This window comes from Microbulbifer agarilyticus, from assembly GCF_020171345.1.
Lineage (GTDB): Bacteria > Pseudomonadota > Gammaproteobacteria > Pseudomonadales > Cellvibrionaceae > Microbulbifer > Microbulbifer agarilyticus_D.
Window position 1 is genome coordinate 92175 of the sequence record NZ_JAIUZM010000001.1, and the last position, 19818, is coordinate 111992.

General features: G+C 55.6%; 13 protein-coding genes. 5 read left to right on the forward strand and 8 right to left on the reverse strand.

Going from position 1 to position 19818, the window contains the following annotated elements; all coding sequences use genetic code 11:
* Positions 1–136: 136 nt before the first annotated feature.
* The 7 genes from lpdA to sdhC form a co-directional block, all read right to left on the reverse strand.
* On the reverse strand, positions 137–1576 hold the full coding sequence (gene lpdA / locus LCM31_RS00445) for a dihydrolipoyl dehydrogenase (protein WP_224866620.1): 1440 nt from the start codon (positions 1574–1576) through the stop codon (positions 137–139).
* Positions 1577–1747: 171 nt separating this feature from the next.
* Positions 1748–2938: a 2-oxoglutarate dehydrogenase complex dihydrolipoyllysine-residue succinyltransferase gene (gene odhB, locus LCM31_RS00450; protein ID WP_222250508.1), complete on the reverse strand. Its 1191-nt coding sequence runs from the start codon at positions 2936–2938 to the stop codon at positions 1748–1750.
* Positions 2939–3020: 82 nt separating this feature from the next.
* Positions 3021–5846, reverse strand: coding sequence for a 2-oxoglutarate dehydrogenase E1 component (locus tag LCM31_RS00455; RefSeq protein WP_224866622.1), 2826 nt, complete (start codon positions 5844–5846; stop codon positions 3021–3023).
* Between the two features lie 193 nt (positions 5847–6039).
* Positions 6040–6744 (reverse strand): succinate dehydrogenase iron-sulfur subunit, encoded by a 705-nt coding sequence (locus LCM31_RS00460; RefSeq protein ID WP_010131890.1) that lies wholly within the window; start codon positions 6742–6744, stop codon positions 6040–6042.
* Positions 6745–6762: 18 nt separating this feature from the next.
* Complete coding sequence (gene sdhA, locus LCM31_RS00465) at positions 6763–8535, reverse strand: succinate dehydrogenase flavoprotein subunit (protein ID WP_224866624.1); 1773 nt, start codon at positions 8533–8535, stop codon at positions 6763–6765.
* Positions 8536–8538: 3 nt separating this feature from the next.
* Positions 8539–8907, reverse strand: coding sequence for a succinate dehydrogenase, hydrophobic membrane anchor protein (sdhD, locus tag LCM31_RS00470; protein ID WP_010131892.1), 369 nt, complete (start codon positions 8905–8907; stop codon positions 8539–8541).
* Positions 8901–9275: a succinate dehydrogenase, cytochrome b556 subunit gene (gene sdhC / locus LCM31_RS00475; protein WP_010131893.1), complete on the reverse strand. Its 375-nt coding sequence runs from the start codon at positions 9273–9275 to the stop codon at positions 8901–8903. The genes sdhD and sdhC overlap by 7 nt, the downstream gene beginning before the upstream one ends.
* Positions 9276–9935: 660 nt before the next feature.
* On the opposite strand from sdhC, the gene gltA reads away from it, so the two are divergent.
* The 5 genes from gltA to LCM31_RS00500 all read left to right on the forward strand — a co-directional run bounded on the left by gltA (position 9936) and on the right by LCM31_RS00500 (position 16123).
* Positions 9936–11225 carry a citrate synthase gene (gene gltA, locus LCM31_RS00480; RefSeq protein WP_224866626.1) on the forward strand — a complete coding sequence of 430 codons (1290 nt, stop codon included), beginning with the start codon at positions 9936–9938 and terminating at the stop codon, positions 11223–11225.
* A gap of 276 nt (positions 11226–11501) precedes the next feature.
* Positions 11502–12008, forward strand: coding sequence for a hemerythrin domain-containing protein (locus LCM31_RS00485; RefSeq protein WP_224866627.1), 507 nt, complete (start codon positions 11502–11504; stop codon positions 12006–12008).
* Positions 12009–12184: 176 nt separating this feature from the next.
* Positions 12185–14215, forward strand: coding sequence for an FAD-dependent oxidoreductase (locus tag LCM31_RS00490; protein WP_224866628.1), 2031 nt, complete (start codon positions 12185–12187; stop codon positions 14213–14215).
* The gene (locus LCM31_RS00495) at positions 14216–15556 is read left to right on the forward strand and encodes a cytochrome c3 family protein (RefSeq protein WP_224866630.1); all 1341 of its coding nucleotides are present in this window, start codon (positions 14216–14218) and stop codon (positions 15554–15556) included.
* Positions 15557–15574: 18 nt separating this feature from the next.
* Positions 15575–16123, forward strand: a complete 549-nt coding sequence (locus LCM31_RS00500) for a Tll0287-like domain-containing protein (protein WP_077401689.1) — start codon at positions 15575–15577, stop codon at positions 16121–16123.
* Positions 16124–16232: 109 nt separating this feature from the next.
* Here LCM31_RS00500 and LCM31_RS00505 read toward each other — a convergent pair whose 3' ends face one another.
* Entirely contained in the window at positions 16233–19106 is a 2874-nt protein-coding gene (locus LCM31_RS00505; RefSeq protein WP_224866632.1) for a glycosyl hydrolase family 18 protein, read from the reverse strand.
* Positions 19107–19818: the final 712 nt, after the last annotated feature.

Sequence of the window (19818 nt, forward strand, 5' to 3'; positions counted from 1 at the left end):
CACATTTGAAATGTGTTTACCAATTGCAGATTACTCTGCACCTTTACACAGCGCTCTGGTGCTGCCTAATTGCAAAACCAGAGCCCTGAAATTAAACCGGGGCGGCTGTTATAGCCGCCCCGAAAAATCACATCGCTTACTTGCGCTTTTTGCGGTTGGCGATATGGATCGCGTGGCCGTTCGCAGCAAGCGCAGCTTCTTTCACCGCTTCAGACAGGGTCGGGTGGCCGAATACGGTCATGCCGATGTCTTCTGCGCTGGAGCCAAATTCCATGGCGATTGCCACCTGCTGAACCAGGTCAGCAGCAGACGGGCCAACGATGTGTGCACCCAGTACGCGGTCGGTTTCCGCGTGCGCGATGATTTTCACCATACCGTGGGTATCGTTGGCTGCCATGGCGCGGCCGGAAGCAGCAAACGGGAATACGCCCACATTGTAGGGCTCGCCGTCGGCTTTCACCTGTTCTTCGGTGCGGCCAACCGCAGCAATTTCCGGGTGGGTGTAGATAACGTTCGGGATTACGTCGTAGTTCATCATCGGCTTCTGGCCGGCGATGCGCTCAGCAACCACCACGCCCTCTTCAGACGCCTTGTGCGCCAGCATCGGGCCACGCACTACGTCGCCCACTGCCCATACGCCCGGTGCAGAGGTCATGCACAGGTCGTTTACATAGATGAAGCCACGCTCGTCCAGTTTTACGCCAGCGTCTTCAGACAGCAGACCTTCGGTGTACGGACGACGGCCCACACATACGATCAGCTTGTCGAAAGTTTCCTGGTGCTCTTTGCCATCTTTGTCCTGATAGGTAACAACAACTTCCTTACCTTTCACTTCGCTGCCGGTTACACGGCAGGACAGGCGGATGTCGAGGCCCTGCTTCTTGAAGATCTTCTGGGACTCTTTGGCAATCTGCTGGTCCATGATAGCGAGGAAGCTATCCAGGGCTTCCAAAACCACGACGTCGGAACCCAGACGGTTCCATACAGAGCCGAGCTCCAGGCCGATTACACCAGCACCGATTACACCCAGACGCTTGGGCACTTGGGTGAATTCCAGTGCACCGGTGGAATCAACAATGATCTTGTTGTCCACAGGCGCCGGCGGGATGTTTACCGGAACAGAACCGGAAGCCAGAATGATGTTTTCTGCTTCGTAGGTAGTGCTCTTGCCGTTGTGGTCAGTTACTTCAACTTTCTTGCCTGCGAGCAGCTTGCCGGTACCTTCAATAGAGGTCACCTTGTTGGCCATAAACAGGCCGGCTACACCACCGGTAAGCTTCTTAACGATGTCGTCCTTACGGCCGATCATTTTCTTAACGTCAATCTTGACCTTGGCATCGATACCGTGGACTTCGAAATCGTCTTTGGCTTCGTGGTACTTCCAGGAGCTGTCCAGCAGCGCTTTGGAAGGAATACAACCAACGTTCAGGCAGGTACCGCCATTAACGGTCTTACCATCTTTGTTTACCCATTTTTCAACACAGGCAGTTTTCAGGCCCAGCTGCGCTGCGCGAATAGCAGCAACATAACCACCGGGGCCAGAGCCAATTACGATTACGTCAAATTTTTCTGACATGGTCTGTTCCAAATTTGAGTGGATTCAACGAATGCGGATTTGTCACCGCATGCCCGGGCTTCTTCCCGGATTTCCCTGAGACGGTCTTGTTGCCGTTGATGCCAGCTCGAACGGCTGGCTCATTTTGCGGGCGACCTCTTAAGGGCCGCCCTTTCTCCAAATCTAACCTGCTTACACTTCCAGCAGGATACGCGCCGGATCTTCGATCATTTCTTTGATCGCAACCAGGAAGCCAACCGCTTCCTTGCCGTCGATCAGGCGGTGATCGTAAGACAGCGCCAGGTACATCATTGGCAGGATTTCCACCTTGCCGTTGACCGCCATCGGGCGTTCCTGAATTTTGTGCATACCGAGGATCGCGGTTTGCGGCGGGTTCAGGATCGGGGTAGACAGCAGGGAACCGAACACACCACCGTTGGTGATGGTGAAGGTGCCACCGGTCATCTCGTCAATAGACAGCTTGCCGTCACGGGCACGGACACCCAGGTCACGGATATTGTTTTCCATATCCGCCAGGCCCATGTTTTCTGCGTTACGCAGAATCGGTACTACCAGGCCTTTCGGGGAGGAAACCGCAACACCGATGTCCTGGTAACCGTGGTATACGATGTCGTTACCATCGATGGACGCGTTCACCGCGGAGTAGCGCTTCAGCGCTTCTACTGCCGCTTTTACAAAGAAGCCCATGAAGCCCAGGCGAGTGCCGTTGTGGGTCTTCTCGAACAGGTCTTTGTAGTTCTTACGCAGATCCATGATCGGCTTCATGTTCACTTCGTTGAAGGTAGTGAGCATGGCAGTGGACTGGGAAGCGTCGAGCAGACGCTCGGCGATGCGCTTGCGCATACGGGTCATCGGAACACGCTTCTCAACGCGCTCACCCGCAGCAACTTCCACTTGCGCGGCGGCAGCCGGCGCGGAGGCAGCCGGTGCAGTGCCCGCCTTCATCACGTCTTCTTTCAGTACGCGACCGCCTTTGCCGGTGCCTTCAACGCCGGCCAGGTCAACGCCTTTTTCCGCAGCCATTTTCTTGGCAGACGGCATGGCAATTTTTTCGCCGGCAGCAGCAGGTGCCGCAGCGGCCGGAGCTTCAGCTGCCGCAGGTGCAGCTTCGGCAGAGGCGCCAGCGCCCTCTTCGAACTTGGCAATGACTTCATTGGAGAGAACGGTGTCGCCCTCGCCTTTGATAATTTCACTAATGGCGCCGTCAGCCGGTGCAACGACTTCCAGCACAACTTTGTCGGTTTCGATATCCACGATCAGTTCATCGCGGGACACAGCTTCACCCGGTTGTTTGTGCCAGGTGGCGACGGTGCCGTCCTGAACAGATTCCGGGAATGTTGGCGCTTTAATCTCGATGGTCATTGTTCCTGTTTCCTGAGATTTTCGGGGATGCGGAAAGACCCTCGCCCTTCGCAACATCCTGCTCTTTCGTTGTACTGCTGCCTTATTTGACAGTCAGCGCCTCGTTGATGAACGTATTCTGTTCTTCCAAGTGGGTGGACATGTAACCCGCCGCAGGTGCAGCGGAAGCCGCGCGGCCAACATATTCCAGTTCCAGCTTGGGATGTGCTTCTTTCAGCAGGCGACGCAAGTGGTGCTGGCTGGAGTACCAGGCGCCCTGGTTCATGGGCTCTTCCTGGCACCAGGCAACGCTCTTGATGCTCTTGAACGCGGATACCGCACTCAGGAATTCGTCGTCTGGGAAGGGGTACAACTGCTCCAAACGGACCAGTGCAACGTCTTCCTGTTCGCGTTCCATACGCGCTTCCAGCAGGTGGTAGTAAACCTTACCGGAGCAGATGATCAATCGCTTCACTTTGGCCGGATCCACACCGCCATCCTGGATGACGTTCTGGAACTTGCCGGTAGCCAGCTCGTCCAGGCTGGAAGTCGCGAGCTTGTGACGCAAAATCCACTTCGGGCTCATGATCACCAGCGGGCGGCGCATCGGACGCACAGCCTGACGACGCAGCAGATGGAAAATCTGTGCCGGAGTGGTGGCATTACATACCTGGATATTGTGCTCGGCACACAGCTGCATGAAACGCTCGAGACGCGCAGAGGAGTGCTCCGGGCCCTGGCCTTCATAACCGTGCGGCAGCAGCATCACCAGGCCACACATGCGGCCCCACTTGTGCTCACCGGAAGTAATGAACTGGTCGATTACCACCTGGGCACCGTTGGCGAAGTCACCAAACTGCGCCTCCCAAACCACCAGGGATTTAGGGGTAGTGGTGGCGTAGCCGTATTCGAACGCCAGCACCGCTTCTTCCGACAGCAGTGAGTCGTAAATATCGAAACGCGGCTGGCCTTCGAACATGTGCTGCAGCGGCACATAGCTCTGGCCATCTTTCTGGCTGTGGATAACCGCGTGACGGTGGGAGAAGGTACCGCGACCCACGTCTTCACCGGTGAAGCGGACCATGTAGCCCTCTTCCAGCAAAGTGCCGTACGCCAGGGTTTCCGCCATGCCCCAGTTCAGAGGCAGCGCGCCACCGGCCATTTTGCGACGGTCATCGTATATCTTGGAAACCTGACGCTGTATCACAATACCGTCGGGGACGGTGGTCATGCGAGTCGCCACGTCTTTCAGCTTGGTCAGCTCAAAGCTGGTATCGCCTTCGACGGTCCACTCGTGGTTCAGGTACGGGCGCCAGTCCACAAACATGGACTCGTCCGGCTCATTCACCAGGCCGGTCGCCACGTCTTCACCGCGATCCAGTTTGTCGCGGTAGTCGTTGGCCAGCTTGTCGGCGGCAGCCTTGTCCAGCACACCTTCGCCAATCAGCTTCTCCGCATACAGGGTGCGGGTCGTCTTGTGCTTGCGGATGGTCTGGTACATCAGCGGCTGGGTGCCGGAGGGATCGTCGGTTTCGTTGTGACCGCGACGGCGGTAACAAACCAGATCGATCACGATGTCTTTCTTGAACTCGTAGCGGTAATCAATTGCGAGCAGGCCCGCCAAGACAACCGCTTCCGGGTCGTCACCGTTTACGTGCAGTACCGGAGCGTCGATCATCTTCGCGACATCGGTACAGTATTCGGTGGAGCGCGCATCTTCGCGCTTGCTGGTGGTGAAACCAACCTGGTTGTTCAGCACCAGATGAATGGTACCGCCAGTGTAGTAGCCGCGGGTTTGGGACATCTGCAGGGTTTCCTGCACCACGCCCTGACCGGCGAACGCCGCATCACCATGAATGTTGATCGGCAGTACTTTCTCACCGGTGCTATCGCCACGGCGATCCTGACGGGCACGTACGGAGCCCACAACTACCGGCGCACAGATTTCCAGGTGCGACGGGTTAAAGGCCAGCGCCAAATGCACTTCGCCACCCGGGGTCATCACGTTGGAAGAGAAGCCCTGGTGGTACTTAACGTCACCGGAGGTATCGAGGGTCTTCTTGCCTTCGAATTCTTCAAACAGGTCCGCGGGGTTTTTACCGAGGATGTTGACCAGAGTGTTCAGGCGGCCGCGGTGGGCCATGCCGATCACAATCTCTTTTACCGCGTAGGTACCGGAGCGACGAATCAGCGCGTCCATCAGCGGGATCAGGCTCTCGCCACCTTCCACACCGAAGCGCTTGGTACCCGGGTATTTGGAATCCAGGTGACGCTCGAGACCTTCCGCAGCAGACAGGCGCTGCAGAATTTCGACACGAATATCTTCACCGAAAGTAGGCTTGCACTGGCTGCGCTCAAGACGCTGCTGAAACCACTGCTGCTCGTCGAGATTCGACAGATGCATGATTTCTGCGCCCAGATTTCCGCAGTAGGTATTTTCCAGGCCCTGTACGATGTCTCGCAGGGTGGACTCGCCGTTACCGAAGAACAGATCACCCGTCTGGAACGTAGTGTCGAAGTCGCCCTCGGTGAGGCCATGGAAGTTCAGCTGCAGATCTGGCACCTGTTCGCGGGCCATGATACCCAGCGGATCAAGGGTGGCCTTCTTGTGGCCGCGGTGACGGTAGGAATTGATCAGTTGCAGAACTTTGATCTGCTTGCGCTCGTGTTCAACATTGACAGAGCCGGCGCCGGGAGCGGCGAGAGGACGGGTACGGTTTTTTGCCAGTAGCTCGAAGTGCTGGCGAATAGCAGCATGGGAGACATCGCCACCGCTAACACGCGGCAGGCTGTCAAAGTAGCTGCGCCATTCTTCCGGTACACCACTGGGGTCGTGCAGATAGGTCTCGTACAGATCTTCGACATACCCAGCGTTACCACCAGAGATATGTGAAGTCCGCCAGAGCGCCTCCATAGAGCTTTCGTGCATTAATGCCTACCTCAATTGACGGCGCGCACCCTTGATTTTCGCGCCGCTCTTTCCTGTCTTTTCACTCACAAAAGGGGAGGCGCTGAAATAGACACCTCCCCTCTTTCGTATAGGCCTGACACCTGCGCTGCTGTCGGCCTAATTGTGCTTATATTTTTGGTGGGAAACCCACTCCCCGTTACCGGGGCATCCGTTATACGGCGCGGGTTATCAACATATTGCGGATATGTCCGATTGCCCGAGTTGGATTCAGGCCCTTAGGACAAACATTGACGCAGTTTTGGATACCGTGGCAGCGGAAAACGCTGAACGGATCGTCCAGTTTACCCAGGCGCTCGTCGGTCGCAGTGTCGCGGCTATCCGCCAGGAAGCGGTACGCCTGCAACAGGCCCGCCGGGCCGATGAACTTGTCTGGGTTCCACCAGAAAGAAGGACAAGACGTGGAACAACAGGCGCAGAGAATACACTCGTAGAGGCCATCCAGTTTTGCACGATCTTCCGGGGACTGCAGACGCTCGATGGCCGGAGCCGGGGTGTCGTTCTGCAGGTAAGGTTCGATTTTCTTGTACTGGGTGTAGAACTGCTCCATATCCACAACCAGGTCACGGATAACCGGCAGACCCGGCAGCGGGCGCAGTACCAGCTTGCCTTTCGGCGCAGCTTCAGACAGCGGCATGATACAGGCAAGACCGTTCTTGCCAGAGATGTTCATGCCGTCGGAACCGCACACACCTTCACGACAAGAGCGACGGAATGCCAGGGTCGCGTCCTGAGCCTTCAACAGCTCCAGTACGTCCAGCACCATCAGGTCTTTGCCCTGGGTGTCTACTTCGTAATCCTGCATATACGGTGCAGAATCGGTTTCCGGGTTGTAACGGTAGATGCTTACTTTCAACATGGTCTTTCCGCTCCCGAATTAGTAGGTACGCGCTTTCGGTTCGAAAGCTTCTACGGTGTTGGGCGCAAAGTTAACGGCACGCTTGCCAACACGCTTCTCCGCAGGGAAGAACATGGAGTGGCACAGCCAGTTCTCGTCGTCGCGCTCTTGGAAGTCCTCGCGCGCGTGGGCACCGCGGCTTTCGGTACGAGTCTCTGCGGCAATCGCAGTCGCTTCGGCCACTTCCAGCAAGTTTTGCAGCTCCAACGCTTCGATACGTGCGGTGTTGAACGCACGGCTCTTGTCGTCCAGGCGAACGTTTTCGATACGTGCGCGCAGGTCTTCCAGCTTCTTCACACCTTCCGCCATGAAGTCGCCGCGACGGAATACACCGAAGTGGTTCTGCATCACGTTCTGCAGCTCTTTGCGCAGGTCGGCAGCTTTTTCACCGTCGTTTTTGGTTTCCAGACGGTTCAGGCGGCCCATCGCGGCTTCGAGGTCAGAGTCGCTCGCTTCGCGATGCTCGATACCTTCACGCAGGGCTTTTTCGATGAACAGGCCAGAGGCGCGGCCGAATACCACCAGATCCAGCAGGGAGTTGCCACCCAGGCGGTTGGCGCCGTGTACGGATACACAGGCGACTTCACCACAGCCATAGATGCCGTCGATCACGTGATCGTTACCGGAAGCATCCTGGGTCAGTACCTGACCGTGAATGTTGGTCGCCAGACCACCCATCATGTAGTGACAGGTCGGAACAACCGGGATTGGCACCTTAACCGGGTCAGCGTGCGCGAAGGTACGGGACAGCTCGAGGATGCCCGGCAGCTTGGCGTTCAGGGTTTTCTCACCCAGATGATCCAGCTTCAGGAATACGTGATCGCCTTCCGGGCCACAGCCGCGGCCGTCGAGGATTTCCAGAACCATGGAGCGTGCAACAACGTCGCGGCCCGCCAGGTCTTTCGCGTTCGGAGCGTAACGCTCCATGAAGCGCTCGCCGTCTTTATTGATGAGGTAACCACCTTCACCACGACAGCCTTCCGTTACCAGTACGCCGGCACCGTGAATACCGGTGGGGTGGAACTGCCAGAACTCCATGTCCTGGACAGGAATATCGGCACGCAGCGCCATACCGATACCGTCACCGGTATTAATGTGCGCATTAGTAGTAGAGGCAAAGATACGGCCCGCACCGCCCGTCGCAAGAACGGTCGCCTTGGACTTAACGTAAACGATCTCGCCATCTTCGATGTTCATCGCGATTACGCCGACAACAGCGCCGTCCTGGTTCTTCACCAGGTCTACCGCGAACCACTCGTTGAGGAATACGGTGTTGTTCTTAATGTTGCCCTGATACAGGGTGTGCAGCAGAGCGTGACCAGTACGGTCGGCCGCCGCACAGGTACGTGCAGCCTGGCCACCGCGGCCGAAGTCTTTGGACTGACCACCGAAAGGACGCTGATAGATACGACCTTCTTTAGTACGGGAGAACGGCAGGCCCATGTGCTCGAGTTCGAACACCGCTTCGGGGCCTACGGAACACATATATTCGATCGCGTCCTGGTCACCGATGTAGTCGGAACCTTTGACGGTATCGAACATGTGCCAGCGCCAATCGTCGTTGGGGTCGTCGCTGGCAATCGCACAGGTAATACCACCCTGCGCAGAAACCGTGTGAGAGCGGGTAGGAAATACTTTAGTAATAACTGCAGTCTTGAAACCAGACTGAGCCATCTGCAGCGCAGCGCGCATGCCCGCGCCGCCGCCACCAATTACGATGCCGTCAAAGGTTATTGTTCGCATATTCGACATAACTTATACACCCCACAGAATTTCGATGCCCCACACCGCGTAGAACACGGCAACAGCACCCAACAACACTTCAACCAGAATCCGCAGGACGGTCGCTTTGCCACCCATCATACGATTGGTGATGTAGTCAGTGACCACAGACCAGAGACCAATCCAGGCGTGAGCAATTGTGGAGATGAGAGCAACCAGGCTGAATACGCGAACCCAGCGCTGCTCGAACAGCGCAGACCAGCTTTCGTAGCCAAAATCTTTGGAAAGGAAAATGAAACCCACTATAAAGAGGGTGTACGCCACCAGCACCACCGCGGTAACGCGTTGAACAAACCAGTCGTAGAGGCCGCTACGACCAAAACCAGTAACTGCCTTTACCATATCAGAACCCCCGCCAGCAGAATGAGCACAACAGAAAGCACCAGCACCAGGATGGCGCTGCGGCGACCACCTTCAAGGCTTTCACCCAAACCCAGATCCATAATCAGGTGACGCACACCTGCAATCAGGTGATAGATAAGTGCAGCCAATGAGAGCCACAGCACAAGCTTGGCCGGTACACTGGTGAAAAAGTCTGCTACTTTTTGGAAACCCTGCTCAGATTCCAGACTGGAGTCCAGCATGCACAACAAAAGTGCAACCACAGCGAAAAGCACCACACCGGAAATACGGTGCAGAATGGATACCAACGCTGGTACAGGGAGCTTAATAGTAGAAATGTCTAAATTGACAGGTCTGTTCTTGTTCACAGGAAAAACACCTTGTTACCCTGAAAGACGGGGCGCCCGCTAATTCTCTACATACCGGGCGAGCTTGCTGATCACTTTCCAGTCAACCTGTAGAGGTCTTGTACAAAGTGGCCTTACCAAGGCGCAAGCCGCGCGGATTATAGGCATTCGCATATCAAAACACAACGAACCGAAAATCGGCACGGACGGCTTTGTACCAGTTGCTTTCAGCGCCACCCAGCCGACCAAAGTATGAAGCGCGCGATTCAACCGGCCGGGGTGATACCGAAATTTACATGCCATATCGCCCTTTCAGACAGGCAATTTCCCTGCCACTCCGATCTACCACGGAAGATCCTGCGGCCGCGGAACCGACTGGCCACGGCAATTTGGTTTGACAATTTGGGGCGCGACACTTAAGTTTGGCCGCGCTCAAAAGCCCGCTAGCCCCATATCCGCGTCTGGATGTAGCCAATGAAGGCCGTCCGAGCCCGCAGAATCCGGCATTTTCCGGGTTGTGCCTGCGCAGCAGAAACGTCCGCGATACACAACGCTTTATAAAATGTGATCACGGAAAAGCGCGGATTTCGCCCATCTCAGGGCCGTGAATTACTGAATCCACTTCAGCAATTTGTGTGGAAATAAGAAAGCTGGCGAAAGAATAGTTTTTAGGAGTCCACAATGTCTGACAAGAAAGCTCAACTCGCGGTCGACGGTATCGACACCCCATTCGACCTGCCAGTCTACTCTGGTACTGCCGGTCCCGACGTTGTTGACGTCAGCAGCCTGGCCAGCAAAGGCCTGTTTACCTACGATCCGGGCTTCATGTCCACCGCCTCCTGCGAATCCAAAATCACCTACATCGATGGCGCCAAGGGCGTTCTGCTGCACCGCGGCTACCCCATCGAGCAACTGGCGGACAAATCCGATTACCTGGAAACCTGCTACCTGCTGATGAATGGCGAACTGCCAAATGCAGAGCAGAAGAAAGAGTACGTTGACAGCATCATGAACCACACCATGGTTCACGAGTCTCTGGTTAACTTCTTTAAAGGCTTCCGCTACGACGCGCACCCGATGGCGATGATGTGTGGTGTTGTCGGCGCCCTGGCCTCCTTCTACCACGATTCCCTGGACATCACCGATCCGGAGCACCGTAAAATCTCTGCGGACCGCCTGATCGCCAAGATGCCGACCCTGGCCGCCATGTGTTACAAGCACAGCAAGGGCCAGCCGTTCATGTACCCGGACAACAGCCTGAGCTACTCCGAGAACTTCCTGCACATGATGTTCGGCAACCCTTGTGAGCCGAGCAAGATCGATCCGATCGTGGCAAAAGCCATGGACGTGATCTTCCTGCTGCACGCAGACCATGAACAGAACGCTTCTACCTCTACTGTACGCCTGGCTGGCTCCTCCGGTGCCAACCCGTTCGCGTGTATCTCTTCCGGTATTGCCACCCTGTGGGGCCCGGCACACGGCGGCGCCAACGAAGCCGTACTGAACATGCTGCAGGAGATCGGCGACGAGAGCCGTATCGACGAGTACGTTGCCAAGGCCAAAGACAAGAACGATCCGTTCCGCCTGATGGGCTTCGGCCACCGCGTATACAAGAACTTCGACCCGCGCTCCCGCGTAATGCAGGGCATCTGTGACGAAGTCCTGGGTGCGATGGGTGCTGAGAACGATCCACTGCTGCGTATCGCCAAGAAGCTGGAAAAGATCGCACTGGAAGACGAGTACTTCGTAGAGAAGAAACTGTACCCGAACGTCGACTTCTACTCCGGTATTATCATGAAGGCGATCGGTATCCCTACCGATATGTTCACCGTGATTTTCGCTACCGGCCGTACCGCTGGCTGGATCGCGCACTGGAACGAAATGATTTCCAACCCATACAAGATCGGTCGTCCGCGTCAGCTGTACACTGGCTACACCGCACGCGACTATGTGGATCTCGACAAGCGTTAATTCCGAACGGAATTTCGCCTCCAAAAAACCCGGCAATCGCCGGGTTTTTTTGTACCTGCGTACCAAGCAGGTGCCCGCTTAGCGACCCAATCAAAGCATCGATTTTCGGACCGCACAATAAGTGTGACATAAATCACATATTGAGCAGGATAAGGAAACATTATTCTAAGAAATGAGTTTAATATTGCGCCTTAAGAATAAATTACTCCTTATGCAGGCGCATGGAGAATTTAATTGCTACGAACGTACCAATTAGACAATTAGAAAGGCCTCCCCATGTTCGGACTTTTTTCCAGCAAGTCCCGCGATAATAAAGACACCGAGAAAGATGTGAGTGGCACAAGTGGCCGTCGCACGATCAAGTACGATCCTTCGCTCATCCTGTCTTTAAAAAATGACCACCATGAACTGGTAAATATTTTCCAGCGCATCTGGTCCGAAGGTTTCGAAAAACAGAATTTTCGCCAGCTTTCCGAATTGTTGAGCATTTTCAAGTCCACCTTTCAGGCGCACTTGATCAAAGAAAACGTCAGCTTCTATGTGTATCTGGAACAGTCTCTCGTCAACGACAGACACACGTTGCAGATCGTCAAAGATTTCCGCACCGACATGAACGACATTGCCAATGCGGTAATCCAGTTCTGTAAACGCTACTCCCGCGGCACGCTGTCACGAGAAGAACTCATTCGCTTTAAGAGCGACTACGAGCAAATCGGCGAGGCGCTCACCCGACGCGTGTCATTAGAAGAAAAAGAGCTTTATACGCTCTATAACCCCAGCTAACCCCCCGTAGCCAGTGCCGGCCCCTCGCGACCGACACTAGTTGAACGTGCGTCAAATGAGAACGATAAATATGAGCATAACGATATAGAACAATAATAATCGAGCGCCCAAACGGCTCGAGAGCAACCCATACACAACACGTGGTGCGGTAGTGCGGCAGTACTCGGGAGGCAATTGTGACCGAAGCGGTTTCCGGGCTTTGTGAAAGCCAGCGACAAGAAAATACGACTGGTGCGCACACCAGGGATCTGGGCTACCCGACTTTTGTTGTGGTCGGTGCGGGCCCTGTTGGCGTTCGTTGCGCACAGCGATTACTGGATTACAGCTCCGATGCACAGGTAGTACTTGTCGGTGATGAAGAAGGCGAACCGTACAACCGGGTGCGCCTTTCTCAGTATCTTGCCGACAACCTGAAACAATCCGAACTCAGTAATCCGGTTACCCACGCCCGACACCCTCGCCTGGCGGAATTCCACAACCGCAAAATCATCAACATCGACCGCCAAAACAAACGGATCATCGACGATCAGGGACAGCAACTCCCCTACACCAAGCTGATTCTCGCCACCGGGTCTGTCGCCGCACGCCCAGAACTACCCGGTGTGCACCTCGACAACATCATTAGCTTTCGCAGTTTGGAAGATGCACAAACCCTGATCGAATTACGACAGACGGCCAACACCATCGTGGTAGTAGGCGCCGGCGCTCTGGGGTTGGAGACCGCCGCTGCGCTAAAAACAAGCAACAATCGCGTCGTACTACTTGCGCGGGGCGGTTTGCTCGGCAACCGTCTCTCGGATACCGCTGAGAGCTATCTCAGTGCCGCGTTGTCAGCCCTGCAAGTAGAAGTACTCGCAGGCGCCCAGCTGGAGAAATGTTCCGGCAAAGACGCGGTAGAGCGCACTGTGCTGTCGAGTGGGGAAACCATTGATGCGGACGGTGTCGTCCTGTGTACGGGTATAAAACCTGAAATCTCCCTTGCGGAGAAATGCGGGCTCGATACCCAACGCGGTGTTTTGGTTTCCCCATATCTGCTGACCAGTGACCCCGACATCTATGCGGTCGGCGAATGCGCCGAGTACAACGAACAACTGTATCAGCTGGTACGCCCGGGTTTCGAACAGGCGGAAATCTGTAGCCGCCATGTGTGTGCAACCACCGATCAGGCCCGAGCGCTACCGCCCTATCAGGGCAGCAGTAATGACATCCAGCTCAAGATTTCCCACATCCCATGTTTCCTTATTGGTAGCACTAACAATTCCAACGACCCGGATTTACGCGTACTCACCTTTGAAAACCGCTTCCGGGGCCTGTGCCGGGAGTTGTATGTCCGCAACGGCAAACTCATCGGTGCGGTCGTTGTGGGTGCCTGGGAGGAAGCCCATTCTCTGAAACAAGCCATCGCAGATGGCGCAGACGTGTCAGAGCAGCAACTGGAAAGCTTTTGTGAGCAGGGCAACCTCTGGCAGGAAACCCGTGAACAGACCCTCAAACAGCAACCGGATAATTATCTGGTATGCCAGTGTAATGGCGTCAGCAAGGGTGAACTCTGTACAGCGATCGCCGGCGGCAAGCGCAATTTGCAGGACCTCGAGATAGAGACCAACGCTGGCTCTGCCTGCGGCAGCTGCCGACCGCTGATGGCAGAGCTGCTGGATATTCCCGCGCCCAATCTGGTGATGCGCCATGCCCGCGGCATTCTGGTGATTTCCATCCTGTCACTGGTGCTTATCGCCATCGCAGCCTTCTCGCCACCCCCACCGGTTTCCGACAGCGTACAGGCGAGCTGGTACCTGAAGAAATTGTGGTACGACAATTTTTGGAAGCAGGTCAGCGGCTACACCTTGCTGGCACTCTGCGTCATGACCGCCAGCCTCTCCCTGCGCAAGCGCTGGCAAAAGATAAAAGCTGGGCACCTGGACCACTGGCGATACATCCACAGCCTGATTGGCTTTGCCGCCCTGCTGGTGCTCGTTGTGCACACGGGCTTCCGCCTGGGAGAAAACCTGAACCTCGCACTTATGCTGGTGTTTCTTGCGGCAACCTCTACCGGGTCACTGGTGGGGGTATTTATGGCCCGCAACCACCATTGGACCGACATAAAACTCCGTGAGCACCGCAAGTGGTGGTCGCGCGTGCACTACGCACTGCTATGGGCACTCCCGGTGCTGCTCTTCTACCATATTCTTGCCGTGTACTACTTCTAAATGAAAAACTATAAATTCAAATTCTGGCATTACGGCCTGATCGTAACGCTGTTGGGCGCGGCGTTTATTACCTACAACCTGCAGGCCTCGGATAAATCCTATTTCCTGAGTGGCGAGGCGACCCATGGTCACCACCAGATTGAAATGTCCTGCTCCACCTGCCATGGCGATGGGTTTGCCGGGCAAACGTTTATTCAGGGTGCCTGTGTCAATTGTCACAGTGAAGAGCTGGAGATGGCGAATGACAGCCACCCCCGCAGCAAGTTTTTAGACCCGCGCAACGCAGGGCTGCTCGCCCACCTGGATGCTCGCCAGTGCATTAGCTGTCACACGGAGCACAAGCCGGAAATCACGCACGAAATGGGCGTCACTCTCGCCGGAGACTTTTGCTTTCACTGCCACAGCGACATTGCAGAAAACCGACCCAATCACGCGGACTTCGGTTTCGAGACCTGTGCCAGTGCTGGTTGTCACAACTACCACGACAACCGCTACCTGTATGAAGAGTTCCTGGCCGAGCGCATTGATCACCCCGCACTCGTCGCGGAGGCACAACTGCCCATGCGCTCCCTCCTCGCTAAGTGGCAACAGGAAAACCCGGAAACAAAAGCGCTCGAACTGGCCGACGCGGACTTTAGCAAAACCAACATTCACGACAGTTCGCCGATGCAGTCTGCAGCCGAAGCCTGGGCACACTCTGCCCACGCCACAACAGGCACCAACTGCAATGCCTGCCATATCAATGGTGAAGCAGAGCTAACCAGCGCAGAAGTGGTCAGCGTGTGTGGCGACTGCCACAGCCGTCAATTGGAGCAGTTCAGCCAGGGCAAACACGGTATGCGCCTGGCAGCGAGCCTCCCCGTTCAGCAACCGATGTCTCCGGGGGATGCGCAAATTCCCATGAAGGCAGGAGTCATTGAGATGGCCAAGGAACTCAATTGTGCCAGCTGCCACAACCCACACGACCTGGATACCCGCGTTGCGGAAGTGGATGCCTGCCTGAGCTGTCACAACGATAAGCACAGCCTTGCCTACAAAAACACGGAACACTTCCGCTTGTGGGACCAGCAGCAGCCGAACGGCGTCAGCTGTGCGAACTGCCACCTGCCACGGGAAGAACACAAGGGACAGATACTGGTCAACCACAACCAAAACCACAACCTGCGCCCGAACGAAAAAATGCTGCCGGTATGCCTCAATTGTCACGGTGTTGAATTTGCGGTTGCCGCGCTGGCTGATGAGCGACTGATTGAGAGTAACTTTAATCATGAACCAGATTCAGAGCATAAGACTTTTGAACTGATTCGCGCGCGAATTGCCCGCATAAAAACGACTCGATAATCCCAACAGGAGGGAAACATGCGTAAATTACTTTCCGTAATGATGGCTGGAGCGGTACTGGCTGGCTGTAGTGAACAAAGTGGTGTTCAACCGGAGCGGATGGCCGATGCTATCTTTGCAGTAATCGAAGCGGACAGGGCCAGCTACACCAATTTCGTGGTCAACCGGCTGGCCAACGAAGAACAGGTCATCAAAGCCGACGAGCACTGGAAAGATACCAAGGCGTTGCCGCTACCTGCACAAATGATGCGTATGGGCGCCGAGCGCGTTGCCGAAATGGACTCCGGCTTTAACTATGCCCTGCTCTCCCAGTGGGCCATCAACAAACAGAACAAGCCGCGCACCGAGCTGGAAAAGGAAGGCCTACAGTTTATCAATGACAACCCAGGGCAGAACTTCTACGGCACCGAGACTCTGGGTGACACCGATTACTTTACTGCGGTTTACCCGGACGTAGCGGTATCTCCCGCTTGTGTCAGCTGCCACAACGAACATGTGGATAGCCCGCGTACCGACTTCGAGCTGGGTGAAACCATGGGCGGTGTGGTGATCCGCTTCCCGCTCTAACACCCTAACCGCACGCAGCTATAATCTGCACCCAATAAAAAAGCCCCGGTATTTACCGGGGCTTTTTCTTTGCTGCTCAATTAGTTCGCGTCAACGCGAAACCTCTTGATCAGTTGCAGCTCGCATCACCGATCTCTTCCCAGTCGGAAGACGTGCTCGGCTCCTGGCCCTGAGTCCACCACTTGGCACGGTAACGCTTGCCTTCGTGGTTTACTTCGTCACCGCCGTTATAGGCAGTGCTGGCGTTCCAGGGTACTTCAATGTCGCTGATCAGCTGCCAGTCGGCGGAAGTGAAGCTTGGCTCCTGCTGGGTCCAGTACTTGGCCTGCCATACCAGCTGCTCGTGGCTTACCTGATCGCCACCCACGTAGGTGCTGCCAGACTGCCAGGCAGGGAAGTTACCCGCGTTCGGATCGGTAGAGCTACAGCCACCATCCACAATCACATTGGTAACGGTCACAGTGACGTCCGCACTCGCAGAGGCAATACCATCGCTCACGGTAACGGTCAGGGTGAAGTTGGTATCCGCTTCTACCTGCGGAGCAGTAATGGTGATGGTGTCACCGGAACCGCTGGCCATACCGCTCCAGGTGTAAGTCAGTGCATCGCCGTCGGCATCGGTGCCGGTAGCGGTGATGGAATCACTGGCGCCTTCCTGAATGGTTACCTGTGCCGGGGCAGAAACCTGCGGCGGAGTATTGGCATCGGCTGGCAACAGGAAGATGCTCACCTGGTCCGGCGTTGCGTCACTGAGGCTGCCGTCGTTCACATTCAGCTCAAACACCAGCTCCTGTTCCGCGCTGACTTCCGCCGCGGAGAAGCTCGGCGTTGCGCTGGAAGCGTCGCTCAGGGTTACGCTGCTACCGGCAACCTGCACCCAGCTGTAGGTCAGTGCATCGCCATCCGGATCGCTGGAGGCGCTGCCATTCAGAGTGACTGTAGCCGGAGTGGTGACCATCTGATCCGCGCCTGCATCGGCACTGGGTGCCTGGTTCGGCTGGTCCGCAATAACGGTTACAGCAACCTGATCGGAATCGGAAGCTTCGCCATCGGATACGGTCAGCGAGAACACCAGTTCTTCGTCCGCACTTACCGCAGGAGCGGTAAAGCTCGCAGAAGCGCTGCTGGCATTTTGCAGGGTCACGCTGGTGCCGGAAACCTGTACCCAGCTGTACGTCAGTGGGTCGTTATCCAGGTCACTGGAAGTGCTGCCATCCAGGGTTACGCTTGCACCACTGTCCACACTCTGGTCGCCGCCGGCACGCGCAACCGGAGCGCGATTACCGAAGCCATCACCGTGGCCGAGGCTCTCGTGCATAGCGTTCATGATGTCGCCATTGTCCGCGTCAATCTCCCAGGAGAACAGACCAGCGAGGTTGTTGGACTGAACGTAGGCACCCTTGGCCATTACCGAACGATGGTTATCGTAGGTAATCAGGTCACCAGTACTCGGCTTGAAGATATACGGCGCTTCAGCTGCAGTATCGTAATACTCTTCCCACTCGCCGGTAGCGATACGGGCCACGATATCGCGGTAATCCACAACACCATCTTCCCAGGTACCATTCACCATACCAGTGGCGGTGCCGGTCATATGGTCATTACCGTTCCAGCCAGAAACACCAGTCCAGCCACGGCCATACATCGCCGCACCAACAACCAGCTTACCGGGGTCAACACCCAGGCCCAGCAGGTTCTGGATACCGTTGTGGGTGTTGTAAGCGTCGTCGGAGCGCCAGGTTGGCGCATACAGTGCAGTCTGGTGACCCAGTACTTCGTTGCTCCAACCGCCGTAGAAGTCGTAAGTCATCACGAAGAAGTAATCCATGTACTGCTGTACAGCGAGATAATCCACATCTTCAACTTTGTCGTAACCCGCACCAATCGCAGAGGTAAGCTCGTAGGTACGACCAGTCTCCTGCTCAAGGTTATCGAGCATGGCACGCAGGTCACGCATCAGCAGGCGATAGGTTTCACCATCGATGGCGGGGTCACCCAGAGTCGGGTTCGCGCCCTGGCCACCTGGGTATTCCCAGTCGATATCCACACCATCGAAGAATTTCCAGGTGCGGATAAATTCCTCAACAGAATCCACAAAGGTTTTACGCTTGGCGGCATCGCTGAAGAAGTAGAAGGGGTCAGACAGAGTCCAGCCACCAATGGACGGCAGGATTTTCAGATCCGGGTACGCCTGCTTCAGCGCCATCAGCTGACCGAAGTTGCCTTTGTACGGATCGGAGAAAGTCTGGTCCGCCTGAGATTTTTGCAGCGCGGCAAATGGATCGTGCAGGGAAACCTTGAAGTCTTCACGGCCGGAGCAGGAACGCTGCAACGCCTGGAAAGAGCCTTCAATTTCTTTCAGGCTATCGTTAATGCCGTCACCACCACAAATGGGGATAAATCCATAGATCAGGTGGGTCAGGTTGTAGGAAGGCATCATGTCTACGGAGAACTTGCGTCCGTAAACGCCCCACTCCACAAAGTAAGTACCCACAACGGAGTTAGTGGAGTTGGTGTAAGACTGGTTGTTCTCACCCGCGGTAACGGTAATCGGGTCGAGGTGGCTACCGTCGGTATCGGCAACCACGATGTCAGTTGCGGCAGAGGTGGAACAACCATCGTCATTACACAGCGCTACTTGCAGGGAGTACTGACCGCCTTCGGCCACTTGCAGAGTCGCGGTGCCGGTCTGGGTGGCACCACCGCCCACGTTTTGCTCCAGAACAACCTGGCCATTGAGCAGGTACTGCGCGGTGGTCGCGGGATCACCCGACCACTTGGACCAGGCTACCGGTACTTCAGCGTAGTCGTTAATGGTTACCAATTGCTCATAGGCGGTAGCGGCTTCATCCACTTCAATAATGGCGAAGCTGGTTTCCATCCAGTCAATGGTGGGAGCGCCGGGCGCGGCGATAGCAGAGGAGCTGGCGAGACCTAATGCAAGCATTGCATGGCGCCAGTGGCTTGGGGTTAGCCCTTTCATCGATATTCACCTTGTCGTTATTTTATGGGTAAGGATCTATCAACCAGGGCAGCGAAAGGCTGTTTCCGTTAAACCGCAACGGGCATCGCTGCCCTTGGTGGAACGGCATTCAACAGCAATGCCGGTACTTCTAACTTGTTCATTTTTCAATAACTTCTTGAACGGGTACCTCGTATATGTGCAGTCTGCAGCCCACACAATGACACCGCTGTCATTTTATCCGGAAAAAATGACAGCGGTGTCATTACTTTTTTACCATACCCCGTTTTTGGCGCATGTGGCCAGCGCGTTAAGTCACCAGTGGGAGATATGTCACAACTTCGCCACAGCTAATGGCGTGAAAATCGACCCTAAAAATGGCTCGTAGGAAAATTCATTTCTAAAAAAGAAAGGTGCGCCACAAAAATGTAGAAAGGGAGAGGCCCGCGCTATCTCGCCATGCTCTGACAGTATTTGGCTACCGCCCCAACGGAAAAGCGGCCGAACTCTGTCGACCGCCTTCGCCCCATTTTCCCAATCAAGCTGACTGAAACTTCCCGCTCTTACTCTCGCTGAAATCAATGTTTCAAACCAGTGGTCACCCGCTGTGGGCGTATTTCCGGTCATGTCCAGTCTTCGTTACGGACCGCTTTTTCTTGGCACTCCACCTCGTCTCGCGATGGGGGAGTCTTCCCGGGACTGATACCAGTTTAGGATCGCCAAAAGTGCCCCC